At 55.2% G+C, this 17811-nt stretch carries 15 protein-coding genes; 11 read left to right on the top strand and 4 right to left on the bottom strand.

What is annotated here, in order from left to right:
• Positions 1-57: 57 nt before the first annotated feature.
• From PV433_RS04085 to PV433_RS04075, 3 genes are all read left to right on the top strand, one after another.
• Complete coding sequence (locus PV433_RS04085) at positions 58-405, top strand: hypothetical protein (RefSeq protein ID WP_332070927.1); 348 nt, start codon at positions 58-60, stop codon at positions 403-405.
• A gap of 380 nt (positions 406-785) precedes the next feature.
• Complete coding sequence (locus tag PV433_RS04080; RefSeq protein ID WP_332070926.1) at positions 786-1760, top strand: GNAT family N-acetyltransferase; 975 nt, start codon at positions 786-788, stop codon at positions 1758-1760.
• Positions 1750-2253 (top strand): GNAT family N-acetyltransferase, encoded by a 504-nt coding sequence (locus PV433_RS04075; RefSeq protein ID WP_332070925.1) that lies wholly within the window; start codon positions 1750-1752, stop codon positions 2251-2253. The genes PV433_RS04080 and PV433_RS04075 overlap by 11 nt, the downstream gene beginning before the upstream one ends.
• 297 nt (positions 2254-2550) lie before the next feature.
• On the opposite strand, the gene PV433_RS04070 is transcribed toward PV433_RS04075, so the two are convergent.
• Positions 2551-3498, bottom strand: coding sequence for a dihydrodipicolinate synthase family protein (locus tag PV433_RS04070; protein ID WP_332070924.1), 948 nt, complete (start codon positions 3496-3498; stop codon positions 2551-2553).
• Positions 3499-3649: 151 nt separating this feature from the next.
• The gene (locus PV433_RS04065) at positions 3650-4588 is read right to left on the bottom strand and encodes a helix-turn-helix transcriptional regulator (protein WP_332070923.1); all 939 of its coding nucleotides are present in this window, start codon (positions 4586-4588) and stop codon (positions 3650-3652) included.
• 447 nt (positions 4589-5035) lie between these two features.
• On the opposite strand from PV433_RS04065, the gene PV433_RS04060 reads away from it, so the two are divergent.
• The 7 genes from PV433_RS04060 (at position 5036) to PV433_RS04030 (ending at position 13129) form a co-directional block, all read left to right on the top strand.
• Positions 5036-6370 carry an ABC transporter substrate-binding protein gene (locus tag PV433_RS04060; protein WP_332070922.1) on the top strand — a complete coding sequence of 445 codons (1335 nt, stop codon included), beginning with the start codon at positions 5036-5038 and terminating at the stop codon, positions 6368-6370.
• A gap of 28 nt (positions 6371-6398) precedes the next feature.
• Positions 6399-7391, top strand: a complete 993-nt coding sequence (locus tag PV433_RS04055) for a zinc-dependent alcohol dehydrogenase (RefSeq protein WP_332070921.1) — start codon at positions 6399-6401, stop codon at positions 7389-7391.
• Between the two features lie 7 nt (positions 7392-7398).
• On the top strand, positions 7399-8268 hold the full coding sequence (locus PV433_RS04050; RefSeq protein ID WP_332070920.1) for a zinc-binding dehydrogenase: 870 nt from the start codon (positions 7399-7401) through the stop codon (positions 8266-8268).
• A 293-nt stretch (positions 8269-8561) separates the two neighbouring features.
• On the top strand, positions 8562-9776 hold the full coding sequence (locus PV433_RS04045) for a Gfo/Idh/MocA family protein (RefSeq protein WP_332070919.1): 1215 nt from the start codon (positions 8562-8564) through the stop codon (positions 9774-9776).
• Between the two features lie 52 nt (positions 9777-9828).
• Positions 9829-10932, top strand: a complete 1104-nt coding sequence (locus PV433_RS04040) for an oligogalacturonate lyase family protein (protein ID WP_332070918.1) — start codon at positions 9829-9831, stop codon at positions 10930-10932.
• Between the two features lie 23 nt (positions 10933-10955).
• On the top strand, positions 10956-11906 hold the full coding sequence (locus PV433_RS04035; protein ID WP_332070917.1) for a sugar phosphate isomerase/epimerase family protein: 951 nt from the start codon (positions 10956-10958) through the stop codon (positions 11904-11906).
• A 47-nt stretch (positions 11907-11953) separates the two neighbouring features.
• The gene (locus tag PV433_RS04030) at positions 11954-13129 is read left to right on the top strand and encodes an alpha/beta hydrolase family protein (protein WP_332070916.1); all 1176 of its coding nucleotides are present in this window, start codon (positions 11954-11956) and stop codon (positions 13127-13129) included.
• Between the two features lie 104 nt (positions 13130-13233).
• Here the strand turns inward: PV433_RS04030 and PV433_RS04025 are convergent, their stop codons facing one another.
• Positions 13234-14259 (bottom strand): LacI family DNA-binding transcriptional regulator, encoded by a 1026-nt coding sequence (locus tag PV433_RS04025; RefSeq protein ID WP_332070934.1) that lies wholly within the window; start codon positions 14257-14259, stop codon positions 13234-13236.
• Between the two features lie 267 nt (positions 14260-14526).
• Complete coding sequence (locus tag PV433_RS04020) at positions 14527-15462, bottom strand: helix-turn-helix transcriptional regulator (protein ID WP_332070914.1); 936 nt, start codon at positions 15460-15462, stop codon at positions 14527-14529.
• A 611-nt stretch (positions 15463-16073) separates the two neighbouring features.
• On the opposite strand from PV433_RS04020, the gene PV433_RS04015 reads away from it, so the two are divergent.
• Positions 16074-17753, top strand: coding sequence for a hypothetical protein (locus PV433_RS04015; RefSeq protein ID WP_332070913.1), 1680 nt, complete (start codon positions 16074-16076; stop codon positions 17751-17753).
• Positions 17754-17811 lie beyond the last annotated feature (58 nt).

The following is a 17811-nucleotide window of genomic DNA, read 5'->3' as shown; positions in this document are numbered from 1 at the left end:
ACGATTACGGCCGCGGGAACGCGCGACCCCGAGCTGTTTCAAGCCTGCTACGCCATCATGCTCGTGCTGGCCCAATCGTCGGTGCGCGCTTCGACGATCGGTACTGTCGTAAGCGGGGTACTGTTGTCCGTCCTGACCCATTGGGGGCTGCTGCGCTACTATTGGATAATAGCAAAGGAACTGCTGACCGTTGTGGCCATTGGCATTGGAATGGTTGGCATCTACGTCTGGTCGCTGCAAGCGGCCGACATCTCCGGGGCGGAGGGGATGAATGCGCTGCACGACCCCGCGTTTTTGGCGAACCGGCTTTATTTGATCGCCGGGATTGTATGTCAAATCGTTTCTCTTGCCGGGATGTTTGTTTTGTCCGTTTACAAGCCATGGGGCAAGCGTCCCGGTCTGTAGCACGGTCCCCTCCTCCGTAGACGGGAAAGCGGTCGCGAATATAAGACTGGTTGTTACGGTTAGCTTCGTGGAGAACGGCGTTACTGTCTATATAGACGATGCTTCGCTGTATTGGAACGCTCACTGATTCGCCCAGGACGGTTTATCGGGCCGGACCGGATCATAGTTCGTTTGCATTTGGCTGCAAGCAGATGGGGAGCGTTTGCAGTCCACCGATGAAGGAAAGCCGCCAAACGCACGCAAAGTGCGGGATGGCGGCTTTTGATCGTGGTCTTTGCGGATGCGGTCGATAATAAATCATTTAAACCAAATTTGGAACTTGATAAAAACTGGAAAGCTATCAGAAAATGTTTGCATACCCCCATGAAGGAGTGGAAATCATGGAACAAGTAAAAGCGGTGCGATTTCGACCATTTTCGAATGAAGCCGATTACTCAGCACTTCGCTCTTTGATCACCCAAAAGTTTGCTGATCCCAAGAGACGGTTTTACCCTAGTCTCGGTGATCTGGATTATATCCGTTCATTCGATGCGAGTTTCAAAGAAAAGGTGACCATTTGCGAGTTGGAAGACGGGACGATCATTGGAGCCATTTGGCCAGGACATTATCGGATCCTCTACTGCGTTACGGGGCCTAATGATTTGGGGCTCGAGGACGAAATTTTTGCCTGGGCCGAGCAGAATTATTACGCACCGACTCTGCTAGAGGACCGAACAGGGACTGAAGTATATGTTTGGGCCTATGAAGAAGATTCAGCGCGAGTAGAGATTTTGGAAGCGCGAGGTTACTCGAAACATACGTGGTATATGTATTCAGGTGTGATTGATCTTGATGGCGCGATTCCAACACCGCAATTTCCCAAGGGCTTCAAAGTTCGGCCGCTCGATGTTAGCGACTTGGAGCAGAAGGTAAACATCATGGGTGGTTCAGCTGGACTGACAGCACCTGCCATGGATATATACCACCGCCTAATGAGCAGCCCGACGTATAAGCAGGAACTGGATTTAGTGGTTGTCGACGAAGTAGATCGGGTCGTTGGGTTTGCAAATGTGTGGCATGACACGGCAAATAACATTGCGATTATTGAACCGTTCGGGACTTCATCGAACCAACGAAGAAAAGGACTGGCCACGAACTTGCTGTATGAGTGTATGCACCGCCTGCGCGAGATGGGGCTTTCGAGACTCTACATCAATCATGGCGGTTTATGGACCCTAGATCCAGAGCCTGACGATGCGATGCGAGTGTATAACAAAGTAGGATTCCAATTGCTGGGCAACATGTTTGTATGGTATAAGGCTTGTATGCCCAATTGTCCGACCAATACCATGTGGGGGAAGAAAGATGGATGTTAGATTAAGACCTTTACTTATGGATGATTACGAAATTGTAGTGAATTGGAGCAAAGATGATGATTTTTGTTCTGCAAATGGATGGAAGAAAGATAAAAGCGCTGAGGAATTACTTCAGTGGTGGCGTAATTGTGTTAATCATGCATCTGAAGACTTTATTCGAAAGGGAATTGAATATAACGGGAGATTAGTGGGATATGTAGACTTAGCTTGCATTAAAGATAACACCGCTGAATTAGGCATTGCTATTGGTGAGAGTACATTATGGGGAAAAGGCATAGGTACTCATTCAGCCTTGCGTATGATGGATTATGCATCAAAGGAGTTAGGCATTACAATTTTGATAGGGGAAACGCATGAAATGAATCAACGTTCGAAAAGAATGCTTGAGAAATTAGGATTTAAGGAAATTAGTCGAGTTGGTAATGAAGTGTATATGGGAAGTAAGAGTAGATTAATTCAATACAGGCTCGAACTAACAGATCATAGTTCGTGAAACAGGTTGAACAAGAGCTGCGCGTCCGGCTCCGGTCGACGAACTCGTTCACGACCGGAGCTTGGCGACGCTGGATCAGGTATTCCCGGGCTGACATATCGCTGGCGTCCGCGAACGTGGTCGTGTCCGCGATTGTCGACGGGTTACCACGATGGACGAACGTGTCGAGTTCGCCTTGCCACTCCAATTACCATAGGCCCCTATGAGCAAAAGGGAGTGTAAGTGTTTCAGAAATGGCGAACACTGCGAATAAAAAAGTAGTAAACGTTTGCGTTAAAATCATTCTTAAACGAGGCTTTAAACAAGGCTTTCTGGAGCCACAAGTCCGACCTTTTGCAAACCGGCGCGAATCTCGTCCTTCTCCTGCTGGGTGAACGGCAATACCGGCGGTCTGGTTAAGGCGCTGCTGATCAAGCCGCGCTGAAACATCGCTTCCTTCATCCGGGCGTGGGCGGTCGAGGACGGCTCGCCCATCTTGTACACGGCTTGCTTCAGCTCGTAGAGACGGTCGTAGACAGCGGTAGCGTGCACCAGATCTTTGTCTTCGACAGCCCTCACGAGTTCGACGATTAGATCGGGTACGAAGCTGGCGAAGCCGACTAACGCTCCATCAATGCCTTGCACCAAGGTAGGCAGCAAATATTCGTCATGACAGGTCAGGATGGAGACGTCAGGCGCTCCATGCTTCAACGCGCGAACATCGACTTCATATTGCGCCATATCGCGGGTGCCGATCTTGACGGAGACTACATTCGGGATTTGGGTCATCCGGAGCAGTTGATCGGTCGTATAGGACGTCTTCGTCCACTTCGGATACTGGTGCACGACGATGCCGATCGAGACGGAGGCCGCCACATCCTTGAAAAACTGTACTGTCGACTCCGGCTGCATCCCGAAGCGCAGCCATGAGTGCGGCGGCATGAGCAGGATACCTTCCCCGCCGGCCTTCTCGATCGCTTTTGCATGCTGCACGGCTTCAATCGTGCCTTCCGCCGATAAACCGGAGACGACCGGAATGCGCCCTTTCAGCTCATCCGCCGCGATCCGCACCGCCTCCGCCCGCTCCTCGGGCAGGAGGGACATAATCTCGCCCGTGTGGCCATTCACCACAATCCCGTTCACGCCGTCATGGGAAGCTACCCAGTGTACTAACTCGCGAAACCCTTGCTCGTCGATCGTGTAGTCATCCTTGAACGGAAGTAAGACGGCCGGGAAAACGCCGCTCCATTTGGATTTGTTTTTCATCGTTCAGCCTCCTGAAGTTTAAGTTTAGAAGACGTTTGCGGAACTGGTGAAGTTGACACCATTGAGAACCATCCGCCTGATGGAGATAGGTATTTGGGACGCAAACGTTTACTAATAAATCCTATCCTCAACATCTCGCCATTGTCAAGCGTTAAGTTGAGGAAGCGCGGATCTTTCTTTTCCAGTCCGACGGACTGACGCCGAAGCGCTGCTTGAACATGCGGCTGAAATAATGGATGCTCGGGAACCCGGACGCTTCGGCGATATCCTGAACGGACATATCGGTCAGCTGCAGGTAGGAGGTCGCGGAGTGCATCCGCAGCTCGAGCAAATACTGGATCGGGGTTATGCCGATCCGCTCCTTGAACAGCCGGATAATGTAGGAAGCGGTGAACCCCGACCGCTCTGTCAGCAGGGCGAGCGTAATATCGGTCTGGTAGAAGCCCTCCATGTACCGGATCAGGTCATAGATGGGATCGTACTGGGCGGATTTGGCCGCCGCGGCTCCGTGCCCGGCCTGCCCGGTCCCATTCGCGATGGCCATCCCAGCTGGGCGCTCGGAGCGGATGCCATGCTCGATGAGCAGCAGCAGCTTCTGAATATCGCAGACCAGCAGCCGCTCGAAGACGGGGGGCCTCTTTTGCGTAAGCGCGGTCCGGATCATAGCCGTTAACCCCTGCACGGTTTGGACGATCAGCGGCCACTGGGATAATGCCTGCGCCGGATCGCTCTGCATGTGGTTCCAGTTCGTTATGGTGTCCAAGCTCGGCACGAAGTCTGTTTCCTCCGCCTCCAGCTCTACAAACCAGAAGTGCAGCTGCGTAGACAGGCGGGTGAATAGATGCGGGGAGTTCGGAGTCAGCAGCAAGAGAGCCGGGGCGTGCACGTGGTAGGTGTGCCCAATCCACTGGACGAGCACTTCGCCCGAATGGATATAGAACACTTCGTGATACGGGTGAATCCCGCCTCCGACGCCGGCGCCGTTGTAATGGAAATTGGGCCGCTCTCCAACGCTGATGCCGGCGGCCGTACTTATGTTGGCTGCCGTTTTCGCTGTCACGAACTCGTCGTATTCTCGGATGTGCATCATGAGCCCTCCCTTTTGGAATGAGAATTGGGTTGGATGTCGTTGTCTCTCCACTTTACCCAATGTCCGATTCGTTTGTAAACGGAAGCGCTGCCGTTCGGATGGGGCGAGTTCACTTTTGTGTAAATGGAGAGGGCGAAACCGACTAGAATGCGGGCAAAAATAAGCTGCGGAAGTACGACATCCGATAAATACAAGGGAGGAGCGCCCTTGTATAATTAGGCTGTAGTCGAAAAGGGAAGGCCGATGCCACGGGCATCCTGCAGGTAGATCCGGAATACCTCCAGATGCGGGCAGCAGGCTCCCTTCAATTCGTAAGCGATTATAGACAACAAAGGAATTGTCCTTCGGTGAAAGCTTCGCAGTACGATGTTCAAGTATGGTTTAGCGCTTTCCACTTGATTCAAGCGTTCATTGATTCATGATACGAGAGGGGTTGCATACGGAACGATGAGAAAATCGGAAAAAGCACGGAAATACGGCGTATCGCCGAATAAAGCCGCACCGATGCTGGCGCTGGCGGTTCTGCTCGCGGGCTGCGCACAGTCGGGCAACAATCCGCCTGAAGGCTCCAAAGAGAACGAGGAGAACCAAATGACAAAGGAACCGATTGAACTGGTCGTCCTGAGCCGGCTGAGCGAAGCGATGTTCAAAGACTCGCTCGCCGACCCCGTCCGGAAAAAATACCCGAACGTGACGCTTAAGCAGCTTAGTTTCACCGGCAAACTCGACGAACTGATCAGCTCGAACGTGCCTATCGATATTTTGGACAGCAACACCGTCACTATTTACGATTCTTCCCGCATGAAGCTCGCCGAAGATTTGACGCCTTATATGAAGCGGTTCTCCGTCAATTTGTCTGCATTGGACGAACGGATACTAGAAGCGGTAAACAAAACGTACTACTTTGAGGGGAAACTGCTGGCGCTTCCGATTACGGTAGGTGTGGCGAGTTTGCATTTTAACAAAGATTTGTTCGACAAATTCGGCGTGCCTTACCCGAAGGACGGCATGACATGGGAGGAAGTACGCGAGATTGCCAAAAAGATGACGCGGAAGGAAGGCGGTGTGCAATACCGGGGCATCGAGCTGCATCTCGATTCGACGATGGTAAGAAATCAGCTCTCGCTGCCCGTCGTCGATCAGAAGACGAAGCAGGCTGCCGTAACCACGGCTGGCTGGGAGCGTTGGTTCGATACAATGAAATCGCTTTATGAGATCGAAGGCAATGTCCCGGAACGGGACAAATGGGGGACAGGCACCCCTACGTTTCTGAAAGACCGGACGATCGCCATGTATGCGATCGCCACGATGTTCGGACCCCTGCCCGACGCCGTCAAGGCGGGATTGAACTGGGATGTCGTTACGCTGCCTTCGTTCTCCGATATTCCGAATACGACGATTCAGCCATGGATGCCGAGTCTTGCCGTTTCCACCCAATCGAAGCATAAGGACGAAGCGTTTCAAGTGATTGCGTTCATTTTCTCCGAAGAGGGGCAGCTCGCGAACACGAAGATCGGCCGCCCGTCTGTACTGAAAAATCCTGAGATTAACAAGCATTTCGGCGAAAGCATCGAGGTGCTGCGCGGCAAAAACGCAGCCGCCTACAGAAAAAACAAGCTGGCCGTCGTTTCCCCGTCCAACACAGAATACGATGATGTCGCTTACAGCATTCTGAAGGATAAATTCCGTGAATTCGTGTACGGCGACAAAGACCGCAACACCGCTCTGAGAGAAGCCGAGGAGGCCATCAACAAGAAAATTGCCGAGGCACTGCAAAAGTAAAAGTCAAGAAGTAAGGGAGAAGAGGAACATGCGTACAATGAAAACGCTGGTGATTCAAGGAGCGGAGAAAGCCGAAGTGGCGGAGGTGCCAATCCCCGAACCCGGACCGGGTCAGGTGCTGGTGAAAGTTACAGCGGTGACGACTTGCCCGCAATGGGATCTGCACATTTATTACGGCAAACCGATGTTTGCGACGGATAAGGAGGTGCCGTTTCCTTACACGGCGGGACAACCGGGACACGAAATGACGGGTGTCGTGCATCGAACGGGTCCCGGAGTGGGGCTGCAGGTTGGACAAACGGTCAGCGCCTGGAAGGATCAAGGGCATAATCGGCCAGGCTGTTACGCGGAATACGTCATTATCGACGAGCATCATCTGCTTCCGGTACCGGATGGCATTCCTTATCGCAAGGTCGCATCGCTGGAGCTAGCCATGTGCGTGGCCGCGAGCGTGATGCAAATGAAGCGGATGGTAGGCATCGCCGGCAAGCGCTGCGGCGTCAACGGACTCGGTCCAGCTGGACTGATCGCTCTGCAGATGCTGCGAGCCGAGGGCGCCTCCGAGGTGATCGGCGTTGACCCGAACGAAAGCCGCAGGCAGCTGGCCGTTCGTCTGGGAGCGCGGCACGCGCTCCATCCGCAAGAGGACAGCGAATCCGAACTCCTTCCGCGCCGCAGAAAAGCCAATGCGGCAAACACGCTCGATCTGGCCATCGACTGCGTCGGATATCCGGAGTCGGTCCGGTTTATTATGGATCGCACTCACGAGGCGGTGGCACTGTTCGCCGTGCAGCGGGACGAATACGCCTTGTTCCATCAAGGGCTGTCGGTGCTCGGTTATCCGGGACATTCGCGGGAAGCGGCGGAATATGCGCTGCAGCTCATCGTCGACGGCAAGTTGGACTTAAGTCCCTTGGTTTCCAAGGAACTGACGCTTGAGCAGTACGGCGAAGGCGTGCGTTTGCTGGCCGCGCAGCAAGCGATCAAGATTGCTTTCGTGTTCGATGATGAGAGCAGGTGAACAGTAGATGAAGGGGAAAGCTGTCGTATTTGAAGATCGTATGAAAGTGGTGTTTCGCGAAGTCGAGGTCCCCGAACCCACCGACGACGATATCGTTGTCGATGTGGAATACTCCTGGATCAGCACCGGCACGGAATCGTCCTTTCTGCGGGGAGAACGGATCAATGGCGAGACATTCCGCTCGGCGGACGATCCGTGGCCTTTCCCGATCGTGATGGGTTACCAGAAGACGGGGATCGTGCGGGAGGTAGGCAGCCGCGTCCGCGATCTGTTGCCCGGCGACCGTGTGTTTGTTGCAACCAGCAAGGTAGCAAACATGTTTTTTCCGCAGGGCGGGCATGTCAGCCCTGCCGTCGTGGCCGCTTCTCAGGTGTGGAAGCTGCCCGAAGACGCCGTCGGTATCGACTATTCGGGCCTGGTGCTTACTCAGGTCGGTTACAACTGCGGATCGCGTCCGCCGGTGGCGGCAGCGTGCCGGGCAGTCGTCATCGGCGACGGACTGGTGGGACAGTGGGCCGCTCAAACGTTGCAGCACCGGGGAGCGGAGGTGCTGGTCATCGGCCGCCACGACGAGCGGTTGCGCTATTTGCCCGCCGGCATCGCCCCGGTGAACGCTCGCAAGGCTTCTGCAATCGATCGCATCGCGGCCGACTGGAAAGGGCAGGTGGACATCGTCGTCGATTCGGTCGGCGATATGGAGACGGTGGAGAGCTTATGGCCGTGCATGAGCCGCGGCAGCCATCTCGTATCGGCAGGCTTTCTCGGCACGCGGGGGATGATCGATATTCAGCGGCTGCGGCTCAAGGAAATGACGCTGCACACGCCTTCCGGCTGGCAGAAGGAGCGGATGGACCGCACGCTGGAGGGGGATCCGTGACGGCTGGCTGCAAACCGGCGCGCTGATCACGCACCGCTTTCCGGCGGAGCGCGCGGCGGAAGCCTGGCAAGCGATTATCGAGCGGAAGGCAGCGATGCTGGGCGTCGTGTTGGAGTGGTCCCTTGTTAATAGATAGGCGTCGTGCGAATAGCGACGCCCTCCTTGTCGACGCTTAGACCAACTTGGGACGGTCCGTGCCCCACGACAATGGCCCCATCGTCTTGTATGTCGCTAATCTTTACAGGAAACTAAACAATTAGGAATCACCTATATACTCCAAGGGGGTAGAGTTTGTGAGATTGCGCGTTGGACTTGTTGGTGCGGGGCGCCGCGCTCAACAAAGTCATCTGAAGGTGCTGCATGAGCTGCGCAAAGATCGGCTCGATTTCGTAGCCGTCTGCGATCTGCACGAAGACACCGTGAGAACGATAACGGAGCAATACCAAGTAGCCGGTTATACCAATCTGCGGGCAATGGTTGCCAAAGAGCGACTGGATATCTGTATCGTCACGGTGCCGGCTGACGCGCATCATTCCGTATCGTGTTATTTGTCCAGCCAAGGCATTCATCAGCTGGTGGAGACGCCGATCGCCTCCCATCCATTGCTGGCCAAGCAGATGATCGACGCTGCCGACCAGCATCAGGTCAAGCTGGAAATCTCGGAGAACTTTCCCTTTATGCCGGTTGAACGGATGACGATGGAACTGATTCGGGCCGGGGTGATTGGCGAGATCGGGCGTGTCTACCGATTGTTCTCCACGACAGGGTATCACGGCATTTCTGTCATCAACGAGCGTACAGGAGGCACGCCGATCAAGATCAACAGCCTAGATCACAGCTTCCCGGTCGTACCGTACAAAGATCGGATGCAGCGTACCTTTGAGCAGGAGGGGCTGGAGTTCGGCGTTATCCGCTACGATAACGAGGCGATGGCCATCTTCATGGTCGGCAACAAAAACTCGGCGCTGGGCCGAAACAAACTCGTCGGATTCGAAGCGGACGGCTCCCGCGGAGCGATCATCACCAACGGCAATCAGGGAGCGATTGGCGGCGAGGAGGTGCGTGTCGCGCTCGAAGACAGACTGCAGCAAGGCGGAGAAACGGCAACGGTGCTGTATCAGCGGGAGTATGCGGACATGGAGGACGTGTCCGTCCTGCAGCGGATGTGGGTCGATCTGCCTGATGGACGGATGGTGCAGTGGAGCAATCCGTTCGCCCGGTATGCCCTGCCCGAGCTACTCGTATCGGTGGCCTATATGCACGACAGTCTGCTCCAAGCGGTAGAAGTCGGCAAGCCGCTGCTCTACACGGCCGCTAGGGCGAAGACGGATATGGAGATCTTGCTGGCGATGCGCTACTCGGCCAGGCGCGATGGGGCTCCTGTCTCGCTTCCACTGCAGATGGAAGCGCAGGAGGAGGAGGAGCTGACACGGCAATTCATGAAGCGGTACGGCAAAGGCCCGTTTGATGTCGAGGGACTGCTCGAAATCAGCTTTCCCAGACTGTAAGCTATGAACAATGCGTTTGTAGAGTAATTAAGGGAGGGGGCAGCACGGCATCGTGTCTAAGGGTAAAAGGTATGCAAGCGAATCATCCACCTATACGGATGAAGTGACAGGGGCTGTCGTCCGGCAGATTACTTCGTTTCCTTCGATCCATCACCACCCGTTTTTTATGATACCCGCATATGATGACTTGTGCCGAAGATTGTATTTCATCTCTCACCGGACAGGTTCTCCACAGTTATTCGCGGAGCTGCAAGATACGGGGGAGCTTCTCCAAATGACAGACTTGCCAAATCTGGCAGAATGGTCGGTGCACCCTTCTCCGGATGGCAAATATGTCTATTATACGGCCGGTGCGCATTGCTGCCGCATAGATACGGAAACTTTGGCCGAGGAAACACTCGTTGATCTGGGAAACGTGAACATGAGGGAACGCGGGATGGTAGCCTCAGCGATGGGAACTACGGCATTAAGCCGCAGCGGTCGTTGGTGGGCATTGCGCTATAGTGATGGCGGGGAATCCTGTCTGCTTCTCGTGGATACCGTCAATAGGACTCATGAGATCATCTTACGGCGGGATTCCATCGCCCATCTGCAATTTTGTCCGGATGATGAGAATTTGCTGTTCTATGCAGGACCATTGTCTGATCGAGTATGGGTTGTCCATCGCGATGGCAGCGGGAACAGGCGGCTTTACGAACGTAACGCAGAGAAGAAGGAATGGATTACCCACGAGACGTGGATTCCCGGTACGAAGGAACTGGCTTTCATAGATTGGCCTCACGGCGTCCGAGCGGTAAACCCCGATACGCTTGCAGTCAGGACGGTTGCGGCATTCAATGCGTGGCATGCGGTCAGCAATCCTGGAGGGGACTGGATGGTAGCAGATACGAATTTCCCCGATCGGGGAATTCAGCTGTTTCGGGTACAGGAGGGAGCAGGCCAGCCCCTGACTGTGTGTTACCCCCAGGCGACTAGCCAAGGCGCGCATTGGGCGGGTCCATTTCCATATGATAACGGGCCGATCGACGTTTATGCGCCGCAGCATACGCATCCGCATCCCAGCTTCCGGCCGGATGGCAAGAGAGTCGTCTTCACTTCCGACAGAAGCGGTCATGCTCAGCTTTATGAAGTGGAACTTACGTCTTTCATATCATAAGCCATCATAAGGGGGCCGTATCCTTGATCAATAATAGGAAGGATGTGGCGAAAGCCGCGGGTGGGAAGGAAACGGCTTTGCGGAAGTTCGGGATCGTCACCGATGAGATCGACCGGGTGAATCTGGAGGCAGCGCTGAAAGTGATGAAGGACTTGGGGGCTTCGTACGCGGATCTCAACACCGTAGGGGGGAAGAACATCTTCGAGCATTCGAAGGAAGAAGTTCGTGAGATGAGGAAACTGCTCGATTCATACGAAATCAAACCGACGGTACTCTCTACTCCGTTCATCAAAGGTCTTTCCCTTGACGATATCCCAACAGGGAAGGTTGCGGACCACCCCGAATTCCGGAAGCATCTGGAAATGCTGCGCTGCACGATGGAGATTGCACACATGCTATGCGCGCCGATGGTTCGCACGTTTTCATTCAAAAGGCCCGTGCAATTTTCTCCTCCCCATGGAGGAGAAATCGACGACGAAACCTTCGGGAAAGTAATGGAAGGCATCCGGATGGCAAGCGGGCTTGCGGAGCAGGAAGGAATCAAGCTTGTTCTGGAAAATGTGAATTCCGTGTGGGGGAACACCGGCTACAACATGGCCCGCATCATTCGAGCGGTCGATTCTCCGGCGTTCGGAGCGATCTGGGACGTGGCCAACGCTTATGTATCTGGAGAGACTTCATTCCTGGACGGATACTCAGAGGTCAAGGATTTGACCTTTCATGTTCACGTCAAAGACGCCACAATTGTAGACGCCGAGACCGGTAAAACGCGTTGGGAGTGCATGGGTCGCGGCGGCATCGATTACGTCGGGCAATTCAAGGCGCTTGCGGAGAACGGATACGACGGTGTGATTTGTCTGGAAACACACTGGAATGCCCCCGGAATGACGCGTGAACAATGTACACGGGAATCGTTCAGTGGGTTGATGGAACTGATCCGGCAAGCAAATGAACCTTCCGCAACCGTTAAATGAGGATACAGTAAGAGATGAGCCTTATTGTCATAGGAAGGAAGATGAAGATGAAGATGAAGATGGACAGACCGTTCGTGTCGCCGTGGAACTTCAAGCAGCTACATCGTTCCCCGCGCATATATTTGTCTGATGTTACAGCCGCAAACGGCATCCGTTCGATGTTCTACGAAGGATTGCCCTACAAAGGAAAAGAAACGCGCATTTTCGCCTATTACGGGGTACCGGAGGCGGCTGAGGGCGAGAGGCTGCCGGCCGTCGTTCTCGTACACGGAGGCGGGGGTACCGCCTTCGAAGAGTGGGTACAGTTATGGATGAAGCGGGGATACGCCGCTATTGCCATGGATCTCGAAGGAAACGTTCCCGATCAATCGGAGGGCGGGATGAAACGGATCCGCCACACGATGCCGGGCCCTGCTCGCGAGGGCATTTTCTTGGATTGCGATGAGCCCGTTGGGGAGCAGTGGATGTACCACGCCGCGGCTGCTTGTATTTTGGCCCATTCATTTATGCGCACCATACCGGCTGTAGACCAGGACCGGATCGGAATCACCGGAATTTCATGGGGCGGCATTGTAACAAGTCTTGTCGCCGGACTCGACAGCCGGTTCGCGTTCGCCGTTCCCGTCTATGGATGCGGCTTTCTGTACGAAGCCCACAACCAATGGGGAGAGCGCTTCGTCGAGATGGGAGAAGCAAGCGCCGAATCCGTCAAACGGCAAACCGAGCCTTCCGCCTATTTCTCCCGAGTGACGATGCCGACGCTGTGGGTGAACTGGCTCTACGATCCTCATTTCGGGATGAACATTTTCAGCAAATCGTATCGTCATGCCAAGAATGGGATCGAACAATCCGGCTTGTGCATATACCCTCAGCTCGGACATTCTCATCCGCTCGGCTGGAAGCCGGACGAAATTTACGCGTTCGCGGACAGTATCGTTCGGGGCGGCATCCGTCTGCTGCGTCTCGGCGACCCTGTCGAGCATGACGGGACCGTTTATGTCGTCTACGATTCCGCCGTTGGAAATGAACCGGTTCTGGCCGAACTGCTCTTCACACGGAACTGCGACAACTGGCAGCAATGCGAATGGATAACCGTCGATTGTACGCTCGATCGGGCGGGGCGCCGCGTACATATTCGCCTTCCGCTGGACGCCAAAGCTTACTTTATTAACGTTCGCGATTCGCGCGGGCTTACGGCCAGCACCCCTGTCGTCGTGCGTTGATCCTGATCAGCCCAAAAAACCAGCCTCTATTCCGTTCTAGGAGTCTGTCTGATGAACCGTTGTTGACGCAAATAATCGATGCTGTTCGTCGTCGCATATCCCCGTTACATGACTCCGTCGGACAGACTCCTGGAGGCTGGCGGTGCGGTCGTCATGCGGGCCACGTATTCCATCGGGAAAACCCGTTCCTTCTTGCGAATCTGCTTGCCCCGGATCATATCGATCAAAATCGATGTCGCTTGACGTCCGATGCCAAGCAGGTCGGTGTGGACGGTGGACAGCGAGGGGATGAAGAACTCGGCGAACGGCACATCCCCGAACCCGACGACGGACAAGTCCCGGGGGACGGCCAATCCGTTCGCGGCCGCGGCCTTGACGACGCCCATCGCCATATAGTCGGCTGCGCAGACGAGTCCGGTCACCTCGCGCTCTGCGCCGAGCGGCCTCGCCATGGCGTCTGCGGCCTTCGCGGCGTCGAATTCGCTCACCTCGTAGATTCGCTCCGGCCGGTAGGGCAACCCCAGCTCGCGCATCGTGCGGGTGTAGCCCAACCGGCACTTCTGGCTCTTCATCGAGCTGGCGGGCCCGTTGACGAGCCCGATGTCGCGATGACCGAGGTCGTACAGGGCACGGACCGCCAGAGAGATCCCGCCCTCATCGTCTGGACGGACGCAAGGTAACGGGGATTCGTCCGCATAGCTGCCGATTACGACGAGCGGGAGGGAGGTCATCTTCAGCCAGTCCAAGCTCAGCTCTCCAGAGCGGGGGGCGAACAGGATGATGCCATCGACCGCCTGGGTCTCGAGCAGCCGCTGCTGCTGCTGGGACGTGAACGAGAGCAGCGAGTTGTATTCGAGCTGATCCAGCACTTTGGCGATGCCCTCCAGCACCCGGGAGAAGAAGGGATTGCCCAGGATGAAAGAGCTACCCCGCGAGAAGACTATCGCGATATTCCCAGTCTGCCGCTTCACTAAGCCGCGGGCGCCGAGATTCGGCTTGTAGCCGAGCTCCTCCATGACGCTCCGGATCCGCTTCGCCGTTTTTTCCCCGACGCCCGGGCTGCCGGTCAGCACTCGCGAGACCGAGGCAGTCGATACACCAGCCACTCTGGCAACGTCTTTTATACTCACTGACAACTCTAAGACCCCCAGCTAATCAAGTCCGCATAATCAAATCCGCAAAACCGAAGTATGTTCATGACGTTATTATAAATGTCCCCGGACCCGGAATCAACGGGAGAGCCGGCAGAGCACTAGTGGTTGGGCCGACCGCTCCATCCGTCAATGCTTCGGATAGCTGGTCGCCGACATCGCTTCCATGCACCCGTACTCATCCCAAAATGATCGGACCGCTCGATGGGGCGGAATGGATTCCGACACGCTCGTCATTATCAAGCGTTAAGTGGACGCAGTGCGGATCTTTCTTTTCCAGTCCGACGGACTGACGCCGAAGCGCTGCTTGAACATGCGGCTGAAATAATGGATGCTCGGGAACCCAGACGCTTCGGCGATATCCTGAACGGACATATCGGTCAGCTGCAGGTAGGAGGTCGCGGAGTGCATCCGCAGCTCGAGCAAATACTGGATCGGGGTGACGCCGATCCGTTCCTTGAACAGCCGGATAATGTAGGAGGCGGTCAGCCCCGACCGCTCTGCCAGCAGGGCGAGCGTAATATCGGTCTGGTAGAACCCCTCCATGTACCGGATCAGGTCATAGATGGCATCGTACTGGACGGATTTGGCCGCTGGGTCTCCGTGCCCGGCCTGTCTGGCTCCATTCGCGGGGAGCATCCCAGCTGGGTGCTCGGAGCGGATGCCATGCTCGATGAGCAGCAGCAGTTTCTGAATATCGCAGACCAGCAGCCGCTCGAAGACGGGGGGCCTCTTTTGCGTAAGCGCGGTCTGGATCATGGTCGTCAACCCCTGCACGGTCTGGACGATCAGCGGCCACCGAGATAACTCCTGCGTCGGGTCGCTCTGCATGTGGTTCCAACGCGTAATGGTCTCCAGGCCCGGCACGAAGTCCGTTTCCTCCTCCTCCAGCTCCACAAACCAGAAGTGCAGCTGCGTAGACAGGCGGGTGAACAGATGCGGGGAGTTCGGAGTCAGCAGGAAGAGAGCCGGGGCGTGCACGTGATAGGTGTGCCCGATCCACTGGACGAGCACTTCGCCCGAATGGATATAGAACACTTCGTGATAGGGGTGAATCCCGCCTCCGACGCCGGCGCCGTTGTAATGGAAATTGGGCCGCTCCCCAACGCTGATGCCGGCGGCCGGATTGATGTTCGCTGCCGTTTTCGCTGTCACGAACACGTCGTATTCTCGGATGTGCATGATGAGCCCCCCTTTTGGCAGGAGAATTGGGTTGGGATGTCGTTGTCTCTCCACTTTACCCAATGTCCTTTGTAGATGGAAGCGCTGCCGTTCGGATGGGGCGAGTTCACTTTTGTGTAAATGGAGAGGGCGAAACCGACTAGAATGCGGGCAAAAATAAGCTGTGGAAGTACGACATCCGATAAATACAGGGCGAAGCTCCCATTATATAATTAGGCTGTAGTCCAAAAGGGAAGGCCGATGCCACGGGCATCCTGCAGGTAGATCCGGAATACCTCCAGATGCGGGCAGCACGCTCCATTCCATTCGTAAGCGGTAAGCGGTTACAGACCGCAGACCGCAGACCGCAGTATCCGCTGCCTCCTGGAATCCCCAAACATGAAGCGGCGTGGGCGTTTGCGAGATCGGGCTGCCCGACTAATTCGCTGACCCGGCGATGAAGACGCTATATCGAGCAGTAGCGGATCAAAAACCGGCAGTGGCCCTCGGAGCTTATAGCGCCCGTCAGGATGTGAACAAGTTTACACGAAGCGAAGCTGCTGAACGTACCAACAAAACGATTGCGGTCATGCGAGGGAAGTGAAAACGAATCTCATACAGGAGGGGTAAAGATGGAATCGGAACATAAGGATGGTTTGCTTTCGAGAAGACAGCTGCTGGTGGCAGTAGGGGTTACCGGGGCTGCGGCGGCCACGACCGGATTCTTGGGACTTGGGGTGACTGACGCGGTTGCGAAGAGCGTGTATGGGCCGCCCGATGCTCCCTCGGCAAGCGATACCGAGAACTGTTGCGCTTGGAGGACTCCTCTAGAGGCATACGGTGCCGTAGGGGACGGGGAGACTGACGATACAACAGCGGTCAACGCGGCCCTTGCTGCTGGTGTCCCTCTGTCTGGGGCGAAGCGCGTCTACGCGGTAACCGGAAAAATCAGTCTTCCGACAGGCGCCGATCTCGAAGACGCCGAGTTCAAGCAGCTGGCACCAGGCGCTTCTCTAGATGTCATTACGCTGGAAGCTAGCGGGGTAAATAGCGTCCGTCTTGTCCGCGTGAAGGTGAATCGCAACGGCGACGGCACGAATGGAGGGTTGCTGGATGGCTCTCTCGGTAATAACGGCGCTCTCGATAACGCCTATGGTATTCGTATCAATGGCGGCACAGGCCATTTCCTTCAGGACATCGAGGTCTATGGCAGCGATAGTGGTTCACTGATCGGCTTGATCGGATTGGACAGCACGTCTCGCGTCATTCGCCCCTATGCCCGCGATGCCTATTGGTCTCGATCTGCTACGACAGCAACTGATGATCAGATACAGGGCATTTATGTTTACCAGTGCAGCGACTTAATTATTGATGACGCTCGCGTCGAACGTCTCACCGGTATTCAAACTGGTGTCCCTACCTCCCGCTTTACCCGAGCGATCCCGGTCGGCGCCTCTACTGCGCTCACAATCCGCAACCCCTATGTCTACAAGTGCGATCAAGGCGTCGATATCACTGGGGGCGCGGGTAACCGCTATATCAGGGTGGAGAAAGCGCTTCTGCGAGAGGTGTACACGTGGACGGTAAAGCTCGCCAATTCGGCGCAGTATTGTGTCGTCTCCGAATGCGTCGCGATGAATTGCGGGGCCGCTTTTGTTGCGAATGCCAACCCCGCGCTGCCTGCCGACATTCGTACTTCTGACAATCTCTTCATCGATTGTTATAACATCAACTGCGGCTATACTGGACAAACGGTGATTGATGCCGACGCCTTCAAGGTAATCCATACGGACACGGCTCGAATCAAATTCGTCCGCTGCCATGCTTACGACTTCCAGACCGTCAAGACGATGCGCTATGCATTCGCTTCACATCCGACTGGAGCAAATTCCTCGCTGATGCAGGACTGCGACTACAGCGGATATACAACCTCCACGCCGATCGGCGGGACGTTCGTTCATCCCGAGATTAGCACGGGTACTGGAAGCAACGGCCGATATACGATGTTCCCTGACGGGACTTTGATTTGTGAACATCAGATAGACATATCGTCCACTGCCATGACAACTGCTCGTGGTTCGGTCTTTGGTACGTCGTCTGCTCTGACTTGGACTTTTCCTATGGCCTTTGCTTCGGGAAATCCAGTAGTAACTGCTACCTTCTCTAGGAATGACCTAACCGTTATTGGCGGTTGTTCAGAGCTTCAATGCAGTACCACCACTTGGACTTATCATCCCTGGTCATCTTCTTCCCTCGGTGCAGGGAATGTAAAATCTATAAGAGTGGTCGCAAAAGGAAGATGGAAATCATAAACGTCGCGTGAAATGCTCGGGCGCGGAAGCGCATCGAGATCAGGAGGGGGAGTGGACC

It is taken from the genome of Paenibacillus sp. GYB004, assembly GCF_036577605.1.
In the GTDB taxonomy this organism is placed as follows: domain Bacteria; phylum Bacillota; class Bacilli; order Paenibacillales; family NBRC-103111; genus Paenibacillus_AB; species Paenibacillus_AB oceani.
Note: the sequence above shows the minus strand (reverse complement) of the source record. Positions and strands in the feature narration are given on the sequence as shown.

Excerpts from the sequence above, each read along its gene's own strand:
- PV433_RS04085 (WP_332070927.1), top strand. The coding sequence starts at position 58 with ATGCTCGTGCTGGCCCAATCGTCGGTGCGCGCTTCGACGATCGGTACT.
- PV433_RS04080 (WP_332070926.1), top strand. The coding sequence starts at position 786 with ATGGAACAAGTAAAAGCGGTGCGATTTCGACCATTTTCGAATGAAGCC.
- PV433_RS04075 (WP_332070925.1), top strand. The coding sequence starts at position 1,750 with ATGGATGTTAGATTAAGACCTTTACTTATGGATGATTACGAAATTGTA.
- PV433_RS04070 (WP_332070924.1), bottom strand. The coding sequence starts at position 3,498 with ATGAAAAACAAATCCAAATGGAGCGGCGTTTTCCCGGCCGTCTTACTT.
- PV433_RS04065 (WP_332070923.1), bottom strand. The coding sequence starts at position 4,588 with ATGATGCACATCCGAGAATACGACGAGTTCGTGACAGCGAAAACGGCA.
- PV433_RS04060 (WP_332070922.1), top strand. The coding sequence starts at position 5,036 with ATGAGAAAATCGGAAAAAGCACGGAAATACGGCGTATCGCCGAATAAA.
- PV433_RS04055 (WP_332070921.1), top strand. The coding sequence starts at position 6,399 with ATGCGTACAATGAAAACGCTGGTGATTCAAGGAGCGGAGAAAGCCGAA.
- PV433_RS04050 (WP_332070920.1), top strand. The coding sequence starts at position 7,399 with ATGAAGGGGAAAGCTGTCGTATTTGAAGATCGTATGAAAGTGGTGTTT.
- PV433_RS04030 (WP_332070916.1), top strand. The coding sequence starts at position 11,954 with ATGAAGATGAAGATGGACAGACCGTTCGTGTCGCCGTGGAACTTCAAG.
- PV433_RS04020 (WP_332070914.1), bottom strand. The coding sequence starts at position 15,462 with ATGCACATCCGAGAATACGACGTGTTCGTGACAGCGAAAACGGCAGCG.
- PV433_RS04015 (WP_332070913.1), top strand. The coding sequence starts at position 16,074 with ATGGAATCGGAACATAAGGATGGTTTGCTTTCGAGAAGACAGCTGCTG.